The organism is Mesorhizobium sp. CAU 1732 (assembly GCF_039888675.1).
In the GTDB taxonomy this organism is placed as follows: Bacteria; Pseudomonadota; Alphaproteobacteria; order Rhizobiales; family Rhizobiaceae; genus Aerobium.
Window position 1 is genome coordinate 164,809 of record NZ_JBDQQR010000004.1, and the last position, 15,244, is coordinate 180,052.

Consider the following 15,244-nt stretch of genomic DNA (forward strand, 5'->3'; position numbering starts at 1 on the left):
TTGTCACCGCGCGAAATTGAAACTCGCAAGCGTCGCCATGGCGCGACAATGGCGATGATGATGATGGCAACGCCGATGACGAGATCAACGATCGGCCACGCTGTCCGCAAAAATGGGGTGGAGAGACAGGCCGGCATGCGACTCCTGCGAGACCTCTTTCGGCGCAAGCGACCAGTGTTGCCGGCGAGTGTTTCTTGGCTCGACGGGCCTGCCCCTGCTGAGGTGCTGTTTCTGGCTGACGGCACCAACCCCATCCACCGTCTGCTCGACGACTGGCGGCTGCCTCGGCATGAGACGCGGGCGGATGTGGCGGCGCGCGTCGGCGTATCGCCTGATCCGATCTATCATTGGGATGCGCTTGTGTTCCGGGAAGCTTTGCTCCTGCCCGGCGCGATGCAGCCCTGGACTGCCAGCGCCCACGATCGCATCCCGCCGCAATTTCCGATCAGCCGCTTCTCGGGCCTGGTCTGGTTCGAGGACGACGCTCATACAAACGTTCGTCGCGCCGCTGACTTCCTGACGGCCTCGCTCGGTCCCGCACCAATCGGGAAGCACTGGAATACGCTGGTTGCCACGTGGCGTTCCGGGCTGGCAGAGATTTCGCTAATTGCCTGGCCATCGCAATGGCAATCAAACAGACTTCCCAATCCGGCTGAGGACCGCGATCGCCGGCTGTGCTCGGCCTGCCATGTTCGAGTCGTTACCGGGTTCTGTCTTTCCTTGAGCGCGCAGGAGAAGACTTGGGTGCGTGGTTTTCGGCCGCTCAGGTTTGACGGTGAGGTGGGCGCCGCCCGCATGGCGAGGGCCGGAACCATGGCGCCGTCGGAGACGCAGCTCGAATACGCGCGCAATCCCGAACACCTTGTCGATGACCGGCAAGCCGAACTCGGCTTGTCCGCGGATGGACAGGCATTGATCGTGGTCTCGGACCAGCTCTTTGTTATCGCTTGTGACGCCGTTCTGCGTTTGGAGGTGGCGCGCCTGACGCCCGCCAAGGGCGGAGGCGGTTCGACGCTCTACGCGCGCTGCCGTTCGGAGGCTCCGGACATGGAGGGGCAATCCGTGTTTCTGGCACAATCTTCCAATCCCGACGGCCTGAATGCGTTCGCCCGCGATCTGGGTGTTCGACTTGGCTGCCCTGTCGAAGTCGGCCCCTACTATTCGGACTGCTGAAGCCTTGCGGAAGGCCCGCTTCCCAAGGCGTACACATTAGGCACTTTCACGTACACGTCAGCCATTCCCATCGCTCGTTCACGAAGCGCTGTGTGCGGGGCGATGCCCTTCGGGCGACGTGGCTCAGACATCCCTGTAACCGCGCCGCCGTTTCGTGCGCGCGAGACGTGTGAATGCTCCGTCCGCGTTCTCCGGCCGATCGAACGTCTCCATCATGGATTGGCCATTCGTCCCGATCCGGCCCCAGTTGCGTATCAGCGAAACGTCACCGAACAACGTCGGCTGGATCACGAGTGAATAGAACCGGCGCATGTTCTGCTCCGGGTCAATACGTTCCAGATGAACCGGATCGATTGTTTCGTTTTGCATGTTTGGAATCTCGCTTCCTGCGGAAGCAGCGTCCAACGACTTATTTGAATCGCTTGGCAGTGAAGGATTCATGCTGGTGATGGGTCATGCGCGCTAACTCTGTCGCGCGCTGCGAAAGCTTCCCTTGCCATGGCATGGCTTTGTCACGCTCCGCGCACGAAAGCCTCGCTTGCGGTTCTCAGATAATGGGGGCGTAAAAAAAGTTCAGCCGAGAAGCTCCCACTGACGATCTCAGCACAACCCATCTATTAGTAAAATAGATACCTACGGCATAAAAAATCATAGAAAATGGTAGTTTTGCTCGCTGAATGTGCTGGTACACTCTCATGCTTAGACGAGGGCGAACTAACAAGGCGGCCCCGTTATCCAGCCAAAAACCCAGCCCTTCCAGGAAGCCGGGGTGCAAAAACCAGGAGCCGTCAAGGGGGCGGCAACGAATGGGAAAACCTGACACCGACAGACTATCGGTGCTCGGCGACCATGCCGAGTATCGCGTCATTACAAGAGCGCTTGCGCTGTCACTGACTGCCTTGCGGCGGGTCGTTGATGCCGCCGCAATCTTCCTGCTAGGCGCGATGACGGTGCTGGTGCTTTCGCAGGTGCTTGGGCGCTATGTCTTCAATTACGCGATCTCCTGGTCTGAGGAGAGCGCGACCTTCGCGCAGGTGTGGTTGGTCATGCTGGGCGCCGGCATAGCGATGCGCAATCGTCAACATGTCGGCATCGACGTTGTTATTTCCAGATGTCCAGTGGCGCTACAGCGGATTGTCAAGGCTGGCGGTTTCGCTCTCGCAGCCTGGTTCCTGGTTGTCGTCATCATCGGCTCGATGAGCATGCTGACGATCGGCATGATGGTGAAGTCGCCGGCCCTGCAGCTTCCACTCGCCATTCCCTACATGGCGTTGCCGATCGGTATGGCCTACTTCCTGCTCGAGCTCGCGATCGCGACCCTGCCCGAAGTTTTCGATCCCAACCGCGCGCCCGGCGCAACGGCAGGAGATTTCCAGTGAGCTTCGCGTTCGGCGGCTTCGTACTGCTTATCTTCTCGGGGTTACCCATCGTTTTCGCGCTTGGCGTCGCGGGTCTGCTCGCCATCGTAATGCTGACGGACGTGCCCACGACCATTGTCGCCCAGCGCGTGTTCGGCGGCGTGAATTCCTTTTCCCTGATGGCAATCCCGTTCTTCGTGACAGCCGGGATTCTGATGGCCGAGGGTGGCATCGCGCGGCGCTTCGTGGATCTTGCGTCCGCGCTCGTTGGCTGGATCACAGGCAGCCTTTACATGATCGCGATTGTCACCAGCACGGGCCTGGCGGCGATTTCCGGCTCCGGTTCAGCGGACACCGCCGCGGTTGGTTCGATCTTGTCTCCAGAGATGCGCCGGCGCGGCTACGATCTCGATCTCGGGGCATCAATTATAGCGGCCGGTGGCGCGCTTGCGCCGATCCTGCCGCCCAGCATCATCATGGTGGTGATCGCCATCACGTCCAATCTGTCGATCGGCGCGATGTTTCTTGGTGGCATCGTCCCTGGCCTCATGATCGCTATCGGCCTGGCGATCGCCTGTTTCATCGTCGCAAAGCGCGGCGGACCGGTCTATCGCGACAGCGAGCCTTTTTCGCTTTCCCGTCTCGGCCGTGCATTTGTCGCTGCAATTCCAGGGCTGACTTTGCCTGTCGTCATCATCGGCGGCATCGTCGGCGGCGTCTTTACAGCGACCGAGGCGTCCAGTGTGGCTGTAATACTGACGCTAGTGATCTCACTCTTGGTCTACCGCGAATTGAAGCTGAAGGATCTGGCGCCACTCCTCATAAAGGCGATCAGTCTTTCAGCGGCGGTTCTCATTATCGTCGCCACCGCCAGCGTCTTCTCGTGGATCATCGCCACCCTTGGCGTTCCGCATCTGCTCGATACCTGGTTCCGCGGTGTGACTGAATCACCCGTAGTGTTCCTGTTGATCGTCAACCTGTTCCTGCTGGTCGTCGGCATGTTCATGGAGAGCATTTCCGCGATTCTGATCGTGCTGCCAGTGCTGATGCCGATCGCCCAGAGCTATGGCATCGATCCCGTCCAGTTTGGCGTCATGACAGGTCTGAACCTTGCGATCGGTCTGATCACGCCGCCTTACGGCATCTGCCTCTTCGTTGCGTCCATGGTTGCCGGGCGCAAGGTGGAGCAGGTGGTCACCAAGGTTTGGATACCGCTGATCCCGATGCTGTTCGTCCTGGCGCTGACGGCCTACGTCCCGGCCGTCGTGCTCACACTTCCAAGAGCCTTCTTCCCGTAAGGCCAAAGCATACCGACAAGTCTGCAATCACAAAAAAAGGGGAATACTGAAATGAAGAAATTCCTGTTTGCCGCGCTCGCTTCCATAGCGGCGGCAACCTGCCAGCCTGCCTTCGCGCAGGAGATCATCATCAAGGCCGGCCATACCAACGTCACCGACTCGATCCAGGACAAGGCCTTGCAGAAACTGCGCGAGCTCGTCGAGGACAAGACCGGCGGCAAGGCCACCATCGAGATTTTCCCGAACGGCCAGATCGGTGACGAGGGCCAACTCGTCGAAGGCACCTTGCTGGGCACGGTCCAGATGGCGATGACCTCCAACTCCTTGCTGTCCAACTTCGTGAGCGAACTGCGCGTTCTCGACATGCCATTCCTGTTCCCGGACGTGGAAACGCTGAGCGTGGCGCTGCAAGGCCCGGCTAAGGAGAAGTTGCGTGCGTCCGCCGCCGCGGCGGGCTTCCGCCTCATCGGCTCCTATTCCTCCGGTATCCGGCACCTGATGACCAAGAAGGACATCAATGAGATCGGCGATCTGGAGAATCTGAAGATCCGCACCATGCAGCAGCCGATGCATATCGAGGCGTTCCGCGCCTATGGCGCAAACCCCACCCCGATGGCCTATTCGGAACTCTACGGCGCTATGCAGTCGGGCATCGTCGACGGCGCGGAGGGCGCGACGTCCGACTACCGCGGGCAACGCTTCTACGAGGTCGCCAGCCACTTCTCGCTGGTGGGCTGGCTCAACCTGACGGCTCACATCTTCATGAGCGAGGCGACGTTCTCTGCGCTCCCGGCTGAGGTGCAGACTGCCCTTCTCGAAGCGGGTGAGGAATCCGCCGTCTGGCAGCACCAGTATGTGATCGAGCAGGAACAGCCGTTGCTGGCCGAATTGCGCGAAGAAGGGGTCTCCATAGTCGAGCCCGACACCACCGCCTTCCGCGATGCATCGCTGCCTCTCTACGATAAGTTCCTCGAGACCGAATCCCAGCGCGAACTGTTCGAACTGTTGCAGTAGGAGCGTCGGAGGCGGGGATCCTCCCGATCGCCGCCTCTCCCATTTTCCGGAGGAAACGTCGTGTTGCAGGAAGCCGTACCCGCGGCGGCCCGATCCGTGCCGGGCATGGGTCTGATCGTCGGAGCCGTCGACAGCCATGTCCACTGCTGTCCGCATATAAACCAGCGCACCGTCACCCTGTTCGACGCGGTCAGGCAGGCTTCCGCCGCGCGCATGACCGGACTTGGCCTGATGGATGTATTCGCCAACACCTCCGGTCTTGCCGCGCTCGCGAATCTCGAACTCGCCCATCTCGGCGTCGATGTTTTCGGCGGCGTTATTCTGGAGCCCTACGCCGGCGGTCTCTCACCGCGGGTGGTCCAGACCGCGCTCGGCATGGGATACGGTTCCGGTGGAGCGCGGTTCGTCTCGCTGCCCTGCCATCACACCGCTTTCGTGGCGCGCTCCGAGCGGCGCAGCCCCGCTTATGTTGAGACGTGTCTTTCCATTCCCGGAAGCGGCCCCCTGGGCGACCCTCTGCCCGAAATCATCGACTTATGCGTCGAGGCCGATGCGGTGTTCAATCTCGGGCATCTTTCCGGCCCGGAAATGGTTCGCGTTGCAGAACTGGCGGCCGCCCGAGGTTGCCGGAGCATGATAGCCCCCGCCGGTTATCTGACGCCGGATGAAGCGGAGGCGCTCGTGGCAACAGGCGCGGCGCTCGAATATTCGTTCTTCGTCTTCTCGCATGCGACGTCCATCGGACAGACGATGATCGATGCGGAACGGCATCGTTTCCCGCGCGCCGATTTCGATATGGCGACCGATATCGTCCGTCAGGTCGGCCCGCGCAATGTGATCATTTCCAGCGACAGCGGCGCGTTCGTCCTGCCGTCACCGGTCGAGGCGTTCCGCTGCTTTATCGCGATGTGGCAATCGAGCGGCTTCGACGCCGCAGCGCTCAAAACGATGAGTGCCGACAATCCCGCTCGCCTGTTCAAGGTTCGCCACGCATCCGACGGTGAGCGGCCATGACGGCTGAGATCGGCATCGCGGCCTGCGTGTTTCGCAGCGTCGAGATCCTCGCGGTCACCCGTCATGCGGGTTTCGATTTTTTGATCGCGGACATGGAACATGGAGCGATGTCTCTCGCCGAAGCCGCGTCGTTGTGCGTGGCCGGGCGCGAGGCGGGTTTCCCCGTCTATGTCCGCGTGCCCCGTTCTTCGTCCGATGACCTGACGCGGGCAGCCGACTGCGGTGCGCAGGCAATCATCGTGCCGCATGTCGACAGTGTCGAGGAGGCACGGCTGATTGTCGACAAATTGCGCTTTCCGCCGAGGGGCAACCGGTCCTTACCAAGCCCGGTGGCCTCGTCCGGGTTCAAGCCGGTGCCGGCACGCGATCTGATTGCCGGAGCGGAAGCCGGATTTCGCCTCTTTGCCATGGTCGAAAGCGCGCAGGCGCTTCACGATGTGGAGGCGATGGCCGCGCTCGACGGGCTCGACGGGCTGGTCATCGGTTCGCAGGACCTTGCGCAGGCGCTCGGCCATACAGGCGACCTTACTCACCCGGACGTGACCGCCGCGTTCGCTCGGGTGGCGAATGCGGCACGCGCGTCCGCAAAGGTGTTCGGCCTTATGGGCGTGCCCAAGGATCTGCTGGCTTCGCACGCCTTCGCGCTCGATGCCGGACTGATTGTCGTTACCAATGAAATCAATCTTCTGTTCGAGGCCGCCGAACAACGCGTCGCCGAGATCAGACATCTTATGGAAAGCGTAGACAGCCGATGACGAAGCTAAAGATCACCGTTGGCGGGGAGATGTTCGACGCGCGCCTGGAAGTGGAAAAAGCGCCGGCCACGTGCGCATCCTTTCTGTCGCAATTGCCCTTTATCGACCGCGCCATCCATGTGCGCTGGAGCGGGGAGGGGGTCTGGATTCCGCTCGGTGACCGCCAGTTTGATATCGGCTTCGAAAATGCGACCAGCTATCCGTCGCCGGGCGAGATCATCCTCTATCCTGGCGGCGTGAGCGAGACGGAAATTCTGCTCGCCTATGGCCGGGTCAATTTTGCCTCGATGGCCGGGCAGCTTGCCGGCAATCACTTTCTTACCATCACCGAGGGTCATGACCGGCTCCACGCCATGGGGCGGCGCGTGCTGTGGGAAGGCGCGCAGCCGATTTCCTTCGAGGTCGTCTAACCGGAATCGACAGGAGAAGCCAAAATGTCCGAACTCGATCTCGCCATCCGTGGCGGCACCATCGTTACGGCAAGCGACATGTACAAGGCCGATGTCGGCATCGCGGGCGGCCGGATCGTTGCGATTTCCGGCGAGCTGAAGGGCGCCCGTGAAGAGGTCGACGCCTCGGGCCTGTGGGTGCTTCCAGGCGGCATCGACAGCCATGTGCATGTTGCTCAGGATTCGGGGCCAGGCATCATGATGGCCGATGATTTCGCGTCCGCGACGGCGTCCGCCGCCGCCGGGGGCAATACGACCATCATGCCGTTCGCACTTCAAAAACGCGGCGAGTCGCTGCGCCAGTCGGTCGAGGACTACCGCAAGCTCGCCGAAGGCAATTGCGTCATCGACACGAGCTTCCATCTCATTATTTCCGATCCGACGCCTGCCGTGCTTGGGCAGGAACTGCCGGCGCTGGTCAAGGATGGATACACCTCGTTCAAGGTGTTCATGACCTATGACGACCTCGTTCTCGACGATGCGCAGCTCCTGTCGGTTTTCGCGGTCGCGCGGCGCGAGCGGGCGTTGGTGATGGTGCATTGCGAGGGCTACGACGCGATCCGCTTTCTTGCCGAAAAACTCGAACAGGCCGGCAATACGGCTCCGTACTACCATGCCGTATCACGTCCGCAGGTCGTCGAGCGCGAAGCGGCGCACCGCGCGATCAGCCATGCCGAACTGATCGACGTGCCGATCATGATCGTGCACGTTTCCGGTCGCGAGGCGATGGAGCAGGTTCGCTGGGCCCAGCAACGCGGCATGAAGGTTTATGCCGAAACCTGCCCGCAATACATCACGCTGACGGCGGAGGATTTGAACGGGTTGAACATGGAGGGCGCCAAATATGTGTGCTCCCCGCCGCCGCGTGACACGGACAGCCAGGCGGCGATCTGGGAAGGCATCACGCAAGGCGTCTTTCAAACGTTCTCTTCGGATCACTGCCCCTTTCGCTATGAATCGAGCGAAGGAAAGCTCAACGCGAAGGCCCGGACGTCGTTTCGCTGGGTGCCAAACGGCATTCCCGGCGTCGAGACGCGCCTGCCGATCCTGTTTTCCGAGGGCGTGTCGAAGGGGCGGATCACGCCGCAGAAGTTCGTCGAACTGTCTGCCACCAATCACGCAAAGATGTATGGGCTCTACCCACGCAAGGGATCGATCGGCATCGGTTTCGACGCCGACATCGCGCTGTGGGACCCAACGCGCGCGGAAATATTGCGGCAGGACATCCTCCACCACGGCGCGGACTACACCCCCTGGGAGGGATTCGAGGTGACGGGTTGGCCGGTCGCAACCTTCGTACGCGGCGTGCTGGTCTATGAAGATGGCAAGGTCGTCGGCAAGCCGGGACACGGACGGGTGCTTGAAAGAGGCATCAGCGCATTCACTGCACGATGAGGCGCCATAACTATTTTATCTATCGATAGATGAGCCGCTCAATATCATCAATCTCGATACTACTGCCGCGAAACCGAGCTTGTTAGGATCGCGGCGAATAGGGACATGCCGCCATGGACGCGCTTCGGGACATCAAAGTCCTCAGTTTCAACCACTTCCTCGCCGGTCCTGCCGCAGCGCAACTTCTCGGCGATCTGGGCGCGGATGTCGTCACCATCGAACCGTTGGAGGGCGCTTTTCAGCGCAACTGGGCCGTGGCTGGACATTTTGTTGACGGCCAGAGCGTCAATCATTTGTCGACAGGGCGCAACAAACGAAGCCTCTCGGTCAACCTGAAGAGCGAGCAGGGCCGCTCGATCGTTGAGCGACTGATCGCCGCGGCGGACGTGGTGATGGAGAATTTTCGGCCTGGTGCGATGGCGCGGCTCGGCTTCGATCCCGAGCGCCTTTTGCGGGACTATCCTAGGCTGATCTACGCTGCGGCAAGCGGCTTTGGTGCTGACGGGCCATTTGCGCAGCGGCCGGGGCAGGACTTGCTGCTTCAGGCGATGTCGGGTCTGGCAGCCCATACCGGTCGTGCCGATGGGCCGCCCGTTCCGGTCGGCTCCGTGGTCATCGACCAGCATGCGGCGGCTCTCTACGCCATGGGGATCGTGTCGACGCTGTTCCGCCGCGAGCGGACAGGCAAGGGCGGGCGGGTCGACGTCAGCTTGCTCCAGGCGGCTGTCGACCTGCAAGGCGAGTCGATCACGGCATGGCTGAACGGCGCGCCGAGGCAGGGACCGCGCGGGCCTGCCGGCGTTGCCTCGTGGTTCAGCGCCGGCGGCTATGGCGTGCATCAGGCGATCGACGGCTTTGTCGCCGTCTCGATGAGCACGCCCGCCAATCTCGGCAGGGCGCTCGGCGTCGCCGCGCTTGGGGAAATTTCGGAAAACGAGGCATTCGTGCGTCGTGAGGATATCACGGCGCACGTTGCGACCGCGATCGCTTCGCTGAGCGTGGCGGAAGCGGTCGCACGGCTCGATGCGTGCGACATCTGGAACGCGGTCGTCGAGGACTACGACACGCTGATGGAAAACCCGCAACTGAAGCATCTTGGAGCATTCCCCACCGTCGATGGCGCAACGGGTGCGCCGATTACGCTCGTCGCCCACCCGGTGCGCTATGACGGCGAGGCGCCACAGGTGCGCCATGTGCCGCAGCCGCTCGGCGCGCAGACGCGGGACATTCTTGGCGAGGCCGGCTTCTCGGCCGACGAGATCGATGGATTTCTCGCCGCCGGCACCATCCGTCAGGCGGAGCAAGGCGGATGAAGATCGGCATGCGCATCGTCAGCTTCTGCCATTATCTGCAGGGTCCGGCCGCAACGCAGTATCTCGCCGACATGGGCGCAGACGTCATCAAGATCGAGCCGCTCGGCGGCGCGTTCGAGCGCAAATGGTCGGGCGGAAAATCCAGCGTCGGCGGTGTCAGTGCCTTCCTTCTGTCGGCCAACCGAAACAAGCGCAGCCTCGCCATCGACCTCAAACACCCCGGCTCGCGGCCGGTGATGGATCGTCTGATCGGCGGAGCGGACGTCATCCTCGAAAATTTCCGGCCGGGCGTCCTCGACAGGCTGGGCTATGGCTACGAGGCCGTGAGGGCGAAGAAGCCCGACATCATCTATGCTTCCGCGACGGGGCTGGGGGCCAACGGCCCCGACGCGAACAGGCCGGGGCAGGACCTGCTCATGCAGGCGCGGTCAGGTCTTGTCGCGGCCACCGGCTCGAGCCAGGCTGGCCCGACCATCACGGGTGCGGCCGTCGTCGACCAGCACGGAGCCGCGCTTCTGGCGATGGGGGTTCTGTCGGCCTATGTGCGGAAGCTTCAGACGGGAGAGGGCACCCGCGTCGAGGCGAGCCTGTTCCAGGCGGGCATCGATCTCCAAAGCGAAGCGCTGACCATGTATTTCGCCCGCGCCGACAAGGGGTCCGACCCGATGCCGCGCGGCCGCAATGTCGGCAGTTGGTATCATGATGCGCCTTATGGCTCCTACAGGCTCGCCGATTGCCACATCGTCCTCTCGATGAACGATCCGGCGGCACTTGCCGAGGCTCTGGACAGCGACGTCCTGCGTGCGCTTGCCACCGTCGACCGCTACGCGGAGCGCGAGCGCTACGCGCAGGCAATGGCGACCGAACTTGCCCGCCACACCTTCGCCGATCTGCAAGACCGGTTCGACCGTGAGGGCATCTGGTTCGAGCGGGTCCAGTCCTATGACGAGCTCGCGGAAGACCGGCAGGCGCGGCACATCGGCGCTTTCACCGAGATCGACGTCAACGGCGAGACGGCGCGGCTGGTCGCCCATCCGCTTCGTTACGACGGTAAGGCGCCGAAGGTCCGCGCGATGCCGTTTGAACCTGGCTGCGACAGCAGAGCGGTTCTGGAGGAACTGGACTTTGCCGCGAGTGAGATCGATCGCTTCGTCACCGACGGCATCGTCGGGGTGCCGTCGGGTAACAACGATAACGAAAGCAAGCAGGATTAGGTCATGAATCTGGTTACGATCGATGACGAGACGCGCATGGTGGTCGAGACGATCCGCCGCTTCATCATCGAAAAGGTGCAGCCGCTGGAAGCGGAGGTCGAGGAACTCGCCTCTATTCCGGCCGACACGTTGGCGGCGCTGAAGCAAGAGGCGATCGCGCTCGGCCTTTACGCACTCAACATGCCCGAGGACGTCGGGGGCGGCGGTCTCAGCAACGTCGCGATGTGCCTTGTCGAGGAGCAACTTGGCCAGACGTCCGACGCGCTGATCCGCCGTATCTTCGGACAAGTCTATCCGATGCTCATGGCCTGCACCCCGCAGCAGCGCGAGAAATACCTGCTGCCGACCGTGAAGGGCGACAAGATCTGCGCGATGGCGATCACCGAGCCGGGCGCGGGCTCCGACGCCGCGTCGATCTCCACGACGGCGAAGCTCGAAAACGGCGAGTGGGTGCTCAACGGCACCAAGCACTTCATCAGCGACGGCGACATAGCCGACTACGTCATCGTCATGGCGCTCAACGACGCGGAGAAGCGTGCGCGCGGTGGCATCACCCTGTTCCTGCTCGACCGGGATACGCCGGGTTTTCACGTCGCCCGCAAGCAGGCGATGATGGGTCATCGCGGCTACGGTCATGCGGAACTCGTCTTCACCGACTGCCGCATCCCCGAAGACGCGGTGCTGGGGGAGGTCGGTAACGGCTTCAAGCTGATCATGCAGAGCGTGTCGGGCATCCGGCTCGGCCACATCGGCGCGCGCTGTACCGGCATGTCGCAGCGTGTCGTCGAGATGATGCGGCAGCACGCCGCCACCAGGAAGCAGTTCGGCAAGCCCATCGGCGACTACCAGATGATCCAGCAGATGATCGCGGATTCGGCAATCGACATCTATGCGTGCCGGTCCATGGTGCTCGACTGCGCGGCCGATATCGATCGCGGGCTCGATCCTCGAGACAAGGTGTCGATGATCAAGGTCTTCGCCTCCGAGATGCTCGGCAGGGTCGCCGACCGTGGCATTCAGGTGTTCGGTGGCTACGGCTTTACCAAGGAACTGCCGCTGGAGCGGATCTATCGCGATGCGCGCGTCACCCGCATCTACGACGGCACGTCGGAAATCCATCGCATGCTGATTGCGCGAAACGTCATCCGCAACGGCCTGACGCTTTAGCACGGAGACACCGATCATGACTGTGAAGAACGCATTCGTCCCTGCAAACGTCGGCGACAAGGTGACGTTCAAGAAGACGCTGACTGTTGCCGAACAGGCGATGTTCACGGGTATCAGCGGCAATCTCGGCGGCGTTTATGTCGACCGTTCGAAGGCGAAGGAAGCCGGGCTTGCCGACATGGCGATCTTCGAACTCGTCGCCGCGTCGCTGCTGTCCACCTGCCTGTCGCGTCTCGCCGGCCCAACCTATCGCATCGCTTCGTTTTCGATCGATTTCGCCGCATCCATGACGGTGGGTACGACGGTCGCAGCAACGGCGCAGCTTTCCGAAACTGGAGCGGGCGGTCAAAGCTACGACCTGTTGCTCGAAGCCGACGGTACGACTCTGTCGACGGGTAAGGCCGTGCTCGTGCCGATCGTCGCGAGGTAGGCCATGTACGACGTTATCCTATTCGCCGACCTTTCCGTCGGAGATCGGGTCTCCGTATCCAAGACCGTCACCGAGGCGGACGGGTCGCTTTACATTGCCGCGACTGGCGATTTCGGTCCTGTCCACATCGACGAAGATTATGCGGGATCGACCCGGTTCGGCCAGCGGCTTGCGCCCGGAATCATGGTTGCGGGCTTATGCACCAGCGTGCTGACCGCGGAACTGGCCGGCGTGCTCGGCGTGTCAATCGAGGACAGCTTCTGGTTTACCGGCCCGGTCTTTTACGGCGATACCATCACGATCGACGTGTGGATCTCGGAAAAGCACGAGGACACACGGACGCTGGTCTGGGAGGCGTCCGCTACCAACGAGGAAGGCCGCGAGGTGCTCAAGGCGCGCGCGACCCTGAAATATCCACGTCCAAAACCACAATGAGTTCAATGAAGAAATCTGATTTAGCCGGCGTAACCGTCGCCACCGTACTGCCGTTCGACGAGACGGGAGCGATCGACTGGGCAAGTTACGAGCGCCTGATCGACTATTGTGGGCGCTCGCCCGCCATCGCCGCGATCTTCGTCAACGGTCATGCCGGCGAGGCGACGTCGCTTTCGGTTGAGGAACGCTCCGAAGTCATTCGCCGCACGCGTGCGCTGATCGGTAAGGACAAGCCGCTCATGGCGGGCGTGATACCGCATGGCGTCGAGGACGCCGTGGCGCAGGCAAGGTCCGCGCAGGCGGACGGCGCCGACTGCTATGTCGTGTTCCCCCCGGCTGCATTGGGCGGTGGGGCTGCCGCTACCGACGCCCCGCTTGCCTATTTCGAAGCGGTGACGTCCCGCGTCGATATTCCGGCATCGGTGTTCCAGTTTTCGTTGGCGTCCGGTTTTGGCTACTCCACAAGCGTTCTGGCGCAACTCGCCGCTCTGCCGAAGATCGTCGCAGTCAAGGAGGGCAGCAACACCATGCTGGCCTATGAGGAAAACCTGAGGGCGCTGCGCAATGGCGCTCCCGATGTTGCGATGCTTCCGTCCAACTACGACTGGTTCCTGGCGCAGCTTGCGGTGGGCGCGGACGGCCTGCTTTCCGGGCTCGCAAGCCTAACTCCGGACTGGCTCGGCGATCTCTGGAACGCGTCGCAGTCGCTTGATCTTACCGCAATGCGTGCCGCCAACGACCGTCTCCATCCGATCGTTCGGACCATCTACGGGGCACAGCCGGTCGTTGACATGCACAGTCGCATCAAGGTCGCGCTTCAGGAAATCGGAATCATTGCCAACGCGAGGCCGCGCCTGCCGCTCGTTCCCGTCAGGCCGGAGGTTGACAAAGCGGTGCGCGACGCCGTGCGGGCGAGCGGCCTGAAAGCCTGATACTGAGCCAGAGGGAAATATGATCGTGAAAGAGATTCCGGCGCACCCGTTTGGCGGCGTCTATGCTGCAACGATATGTCCGATGACCGACAAAGGTCAGATACAAGACGACAATTTGGCGTCACACCTGTCAAAGGTAGTGAACACCGAAGGCATCGCGGGTCTTCTCGTCAACGGCCATGCAGGCGAGAATTATGCTCTCGATCGCGCCGAGCTCGCCAGCGTCGTGCGGGCCGCGCGAACCGTGTCGGGGGATCGGAAGGTCGTGGCCGGCATCAATGCCGAGCGCGCGGATGTCGCCGCGGCGATGGCGGAAGATGCCGCAAAGGCCGGTGCGCACGCGGTGATGGTGTTTCCGCCGTTCTCATGGGCGCTTGGTGCCGACGACCGTGTGGTCCTCGCCCATCATCGCGTCGTTGCCGAAGCGAGCGGCCTGCCGCTTTTTCTGTTCCAGGGGTCGGTAAATTCCGGAAAGACTGCGTACCAACCGGACGTGCTGGCGCGACTTCTCGAAATTGACAGTGTCGTCGGCATCAAGGAGGGCAGTTGGGAAACCTCCGCCTATGAGGCGACGCGGCGCCTCACCAAACGCCTGCGTCCCGATGTCGGTGTCATGGCTTCCGGCGACGAGCATCTCTTTCCGTGCTTCGCGATCGGCAGCGAGGGGAGCCTGGTGAGCCTCGCCGCAATCGTTCCGGAAATGATCGTTGCACTGGAGAGGGCCGTTGCCGCCGGCGATATGGCTGCAGGACGCGACATGCACGAGCGGCTCTACCAACTTGCCAGGATCGTCTACGGCTCGCCGGGCCATCTCGCGACGCTGCGTCTCAAAACCTGCCTCGTGCTGCTTGGCCACCAGCCCAACGCCGTGTCGCGTTCGAGCATCAGTCAGTTGTCGGGCGAGGAGGTTAGCCTTTTGCGGCAGGCGCTCGAAGTTGCCGGCGTGCTGGAGAGGAAAGCCGCCTGATGGCAATGACCCATATTGTCATGGTCGACATAGACCCGGAGGACGAAGTCGCGTTCAACGAATGGTATGACACGGTCCATCTGCCCGACATTCTCGCCTGCCCTGGTTGGTTGTCCGCCAGTCGGCACCGCTGTCTGGAGGGCGGGCCGAGTTATGTCGCCGTCTATCAAATAAGTGGTGCGGAGGCCTACGACACGCCAGCGTTCCACGCAATTAAAGGGTTCGGTCCGTTCGAAGGCAAGGTGAAGAATTTCTGGCGCCTGCGGCTTGCGCCGATCGACCACGACGCTGCGGCCGGCTGAGCGGCGCATCAGGTCTTCGCACTCGGTA

At 62.2% G+C, this 15,244-nt stretch carries 17 protein-coding genes; 16 read left to right on the forward strand and 1 reads right to left on the reverse strand.

Annotated elements, in window-relative coordinates:
• Window positions 1–135 precede the first annotated feature (135 nt).
• Window positions 136–1,173 carry a hypothetical protein gene (locus tag AAFN55_RS24565; RefSeq protein ID WP_347801631.1) on the forward strand — a complete coding sequence of 346 codons (1,038 nt, stop codon included), beginning with the start codon at window positions 136–138 and terminating at the stop codon, window positions 1,171–1,173.
• Between the two features lie 123 nt (window positions 1,174–1,296).
• Here the strand turns inward: AAFN55_RS24565 and AAFN55_RS24570 are convergent, their stop codons facing one another.
• A complete protein-coding gene (locus AAFN55_RS24570) occupies window positions 1,297–1,542 on the reverse strand; it encodes a WGR domain-containing protein (protein WP_347801632.1) in 246 nt (81 codons plus the stop codon).
• A gap of 467 nt (window positions 1,543–2,009) precedes the next feature.
• On the opposite strand from AAFN55_RS24570, the gene AAFN55_RS24575 reads away from it, so the two are divergent.
• The 15 genes from AAFN55_RS24575 to AAFN55_RS24645 all read left to right on the forward strand — a co-directional run bounded on the left by AAFN55_RS24575 (window position 2,010) and on the right by AAFN55_RS24645 (window position 15,216).
• Entirely contained in the window at window positions 2,010–2,552 is a 543-nt protein-coding gene (locus AAFN55_RS24575; RefSeq protein WP_347801633.1) for a TRAP transporter small permease, read from the forward strand.
• A complete protein-coding gene (locus tag AAFN55_RS24580) occupies window positions 2,549–3,829 on the forward strand; it encodes a TRAP transporter large permease (RefSeq protein WP_347801634.1) in 1,281 nt (426 codons plus the stop codon). The genes AAFN55_RS24575 and AAFN55_RS24580 overlap by 4 nt, the downstream gene beginning before the upstream one ends.
• A 51-nt stretch (window positions 3,830–3,880) precedes the next feature.
• Window positions 3,881–4,843: a TRAP transporter substrate-binding protein gene (locus AAFN55_RS24585; RefSeq protein WP_347801635.1), complete on the forward strand. Its 963-nt coding sequence runs from the start codon at window positions 3,881–3,883 to the stop codon at window positions 4,841–4,843.
• Window positions 4,844–4,903: 60 nt separating this feature from the next.
• Window positions 4,904–5,857 carry a DUF6282 family protein gene (locus AAFN55_RS24590; protein ID WP_347801636.1) on the forward strand — a complete coding sequence of 318 codons (954 nt, stop codon included), beginning with the start codon at window positions 4,904–4,906 and terminating at the stop codon, window positions 5,855–5,857.
• Window positions 5,854–6,612, forward strand: a complete 759-nt coding sequence (locus AAFN55_RS24595; protein ID WP_347801637.1) for an aldolase/citrate lyase family protein — start codon at window positions 5,854–5,856, stop codon at window positions 6,610–6,612. Before AAFN55_RS24590 ends, AAFN55_RS24595 begins: the two co-directional genes overlap by 4 nt.
• Window positions 6,609–7,022, forward strand: a complete 414-nt coding sequence (locus AAFN55_RS24600; RefSeq protein WP_347801638.1) for a DUF3830 family protein — start codon at window positions 6,609–6,611, stop codon at window positions 7,020–7,022. The genes AAFN55_RS24595 and AAFN55_RS24600 overlap by 4 nt, the downstream gene beginning before the upstream one ends.
• 24 nt (window positions 7,023–7,046) lie before the next feature.
• Window positions 7,047–8,456, forward strand: a complete 1,410-nt coding sequence (gene hydA, locus AAFN55_RS24605) for a dihydropyrimidinase (RefSeq protein ID WP_347801639.1) — start codon at window positions 7,047–7,049, stop codon at window positions 8,454–8,456.
• Between the two features lie 113 nt (window positions 8,457–8,569).
• On the forward strand, window positions 8,570–9,769 hold the full coding sequence (locus AAFN55_RS24610; protein ID WP_347801640.1) for a CaiB/BaiF CoA-transferase family protein: 1,200 nt from the start codon (window positions 8,570–8,572) through the stop codon (window positions 9,767–9,769).
• A complete protein-coding gene (locus tag AAFN55_RS24615) occupies window positions 9,766–10,983 on the forward strand; it encodes a CaiB/BaiF CoA-transferase family protein (protein ID WP_347801641.1) in 1,218 nt (405 codons plus the stop codon). Before AAFN55_RS24610 ends, AAFN55_RS24615 begins: the two co-directional genes overlap by 4 nt.
• Before the next feature lie 3 nt (window positions 10,984–10,986).
• The gene (locus tag AAFN55_RS24620; RefSeq protein ID WP_347801642.1) at window positions 10,987–12,150 is read left to right on the forward strand and encodes an acyl-CoA dehydrogenase family protein; all 1,164 of its coding nucleotides are present in this window, start codon (window positions 10,987–10,989) and stop codon (window positions 12,148–12,150) included.
• Between the two features lie 16 nt (window positions 12,151–12,166).
• Window positions 12,167–12,580 (forward strand): hotdog domain-containing protein, encoded by a 414-nt coding sequence (locus AAFN55_RS24625; RefSeq protein WP_347801643.1) that lies wholly within the window; start codon window positions 12,167–12,169, stop codon window positions 12,578–12,580.
• Window positions 12,581–12,583: 3 nt separating this feature from the next.
• Window positions 12,584–13,015 carry a MaoC family dehydratase gene (locus AAFN55_RS24630; protein ID WP_347801644.1) on the forward strand — a complete coding sequence of 144 codons (432 nt, stop codon included), beginning with the start codon at window positions 12,584–12,586 and terminating at the stop codon, window positions 13,013–13,015.
• A 5-nt stretch (window positions 13,016–13,020) separates the two neighbouring features.
• The gene (locus AAFN55_RS24635; protein WP_347801645.1) at window positions 13,021–13,947 is read left to right on the forward strand and encodes a dihydrodipicolinate synthase family protein; all 927 of its coding nucleotides are present in this window, start codon (window positions 13,021–13,023) and stop codon (window positions 13,945–13,947) included.
• Window positions 13,948–13,966: 19 nt separating this feature from the next.
• Entirely contained in the window at window positions 13,967–14,914 is a 948-nt protein-coding gene (locus tag AAFN55_RS24640) for a dihydrodipicolinate synthase family protein (protein WP_347801646.1), read from the forward strand.
• Window positions 14,914–15,216: a hypothetical protein gene (locus tag AAFN55_RS24645; protein WP_347801647.1), complete on the forward strand. Its 303-nt coding sequence runs from the start codon at window positions 14,914–14,916 to the stop codon at window positions 15,214–15,216. Before AAFN55_RS24640 ends, AAFN55_RS24645 begins: the two co-directional genes overlap by 1 nt.
• The last annotated feature ends 28 nt before the right edge of the window (window positions 15,217–15,244 follow it).

Bases quoted from the DNA above. Each gene is read 5' to 3' on its own strand.
- AAFN55_RS24570 (WP_347801632.1), bottom strand. From the start codon at position 1,542: ATGCAAAACGAAACAATCGATCCGGTTCATCTGGAACGTATTGACCCG.
- AAFN55_RS24630 (WP_347801644.1), top strand. From the start codon at position 12,584: ATGTACGACGTTATCCTATTCGCCGACCTTTCCGTCGGAGATCGGGTC.
- AAFN55_RS24595 (WP_347801637.1), top strand. From the start codon at position 5,854: ATGACGGCTGAGATCGGCATCGCGGCCTGCGTGTTTCGCAGCGTCGAG.
- AAFN55_RS24615 (WP_347801641.1), top strand. From the start codon at position 9,766: ATGAAGATCGGCATGCGCATCGTCAGCTTCTGCCATTATCTGCAGGGT.
- AAFN55_RS24640 (WP_347801646.1), top strand. From the start codon at position 13,967: ATGATCGTGAAAGAGATTCCGGCGCACCCGTTTGGCGGCGTCTATGCT.
- AAFN55_RS24600 (WP_347801638.1), top strand. From the start codon at position 6,609: ATGACGAAGCTAAAGATCACCGTTGGCGGGGAGATGTTCGACGCGCGC.
- AAFN55_RS24625 (WP_347801643.1), top strand. From the start codon at position 12,167: ATGACTGTGAAGAACGCATTCGTCCCTGCAAACGTCGGCGACAAGGTG.
- AAFN55_RS24645 (WP_347801647.1), top strand. From the start codon at position 14,914: ATGGCAATGACCCATATTGTCATGGTCGACATAGACCCGGAGGACGAA.
- AAFN55_RS24585 (WP_347801635.1), top strand. From the start codon at position 3,881: ATGAAGAAATTCCTGTTTGCCGCGCTCGCTTCCATAGCGGCGGCAACC.
- AAFN55_RS24565 (WP_347801631.1), top strand. From the start codon at position 136: ATGCGACTCCTGCGAGACCTCTTTCGGCGCAAGCGACCAGTGTTGCCG.
- hydA (WP_347801639.1), top strand. From the start codon at position 7,047: ATGTCCGAACTCGATCTCGCCATCCGTGGCGGCACCATCGTTACGGCA.
- AAFN55_RS24610 (WP_347801640.1), top strand. From the start codon at position 8,570: ATGGACGCGCTTCGGGACATCAAAGTCCTCAGTTTCAACCACTTCCTC.
- AAFN55_RS24620 (WP_347801642.1), top strand. From the start codon at position 10,987: ATGAATCTGGTTACGATCGATGACGAGACGCGCATGGTGGTCGAGACG.
- AAFN55_RS24635 (WP_347801645.1), top strand. From the start codon at position 13,021: ATGAAGAAATCTGATTTAGCCGGCGTAACCGTCGCCACCGTACTGCCG.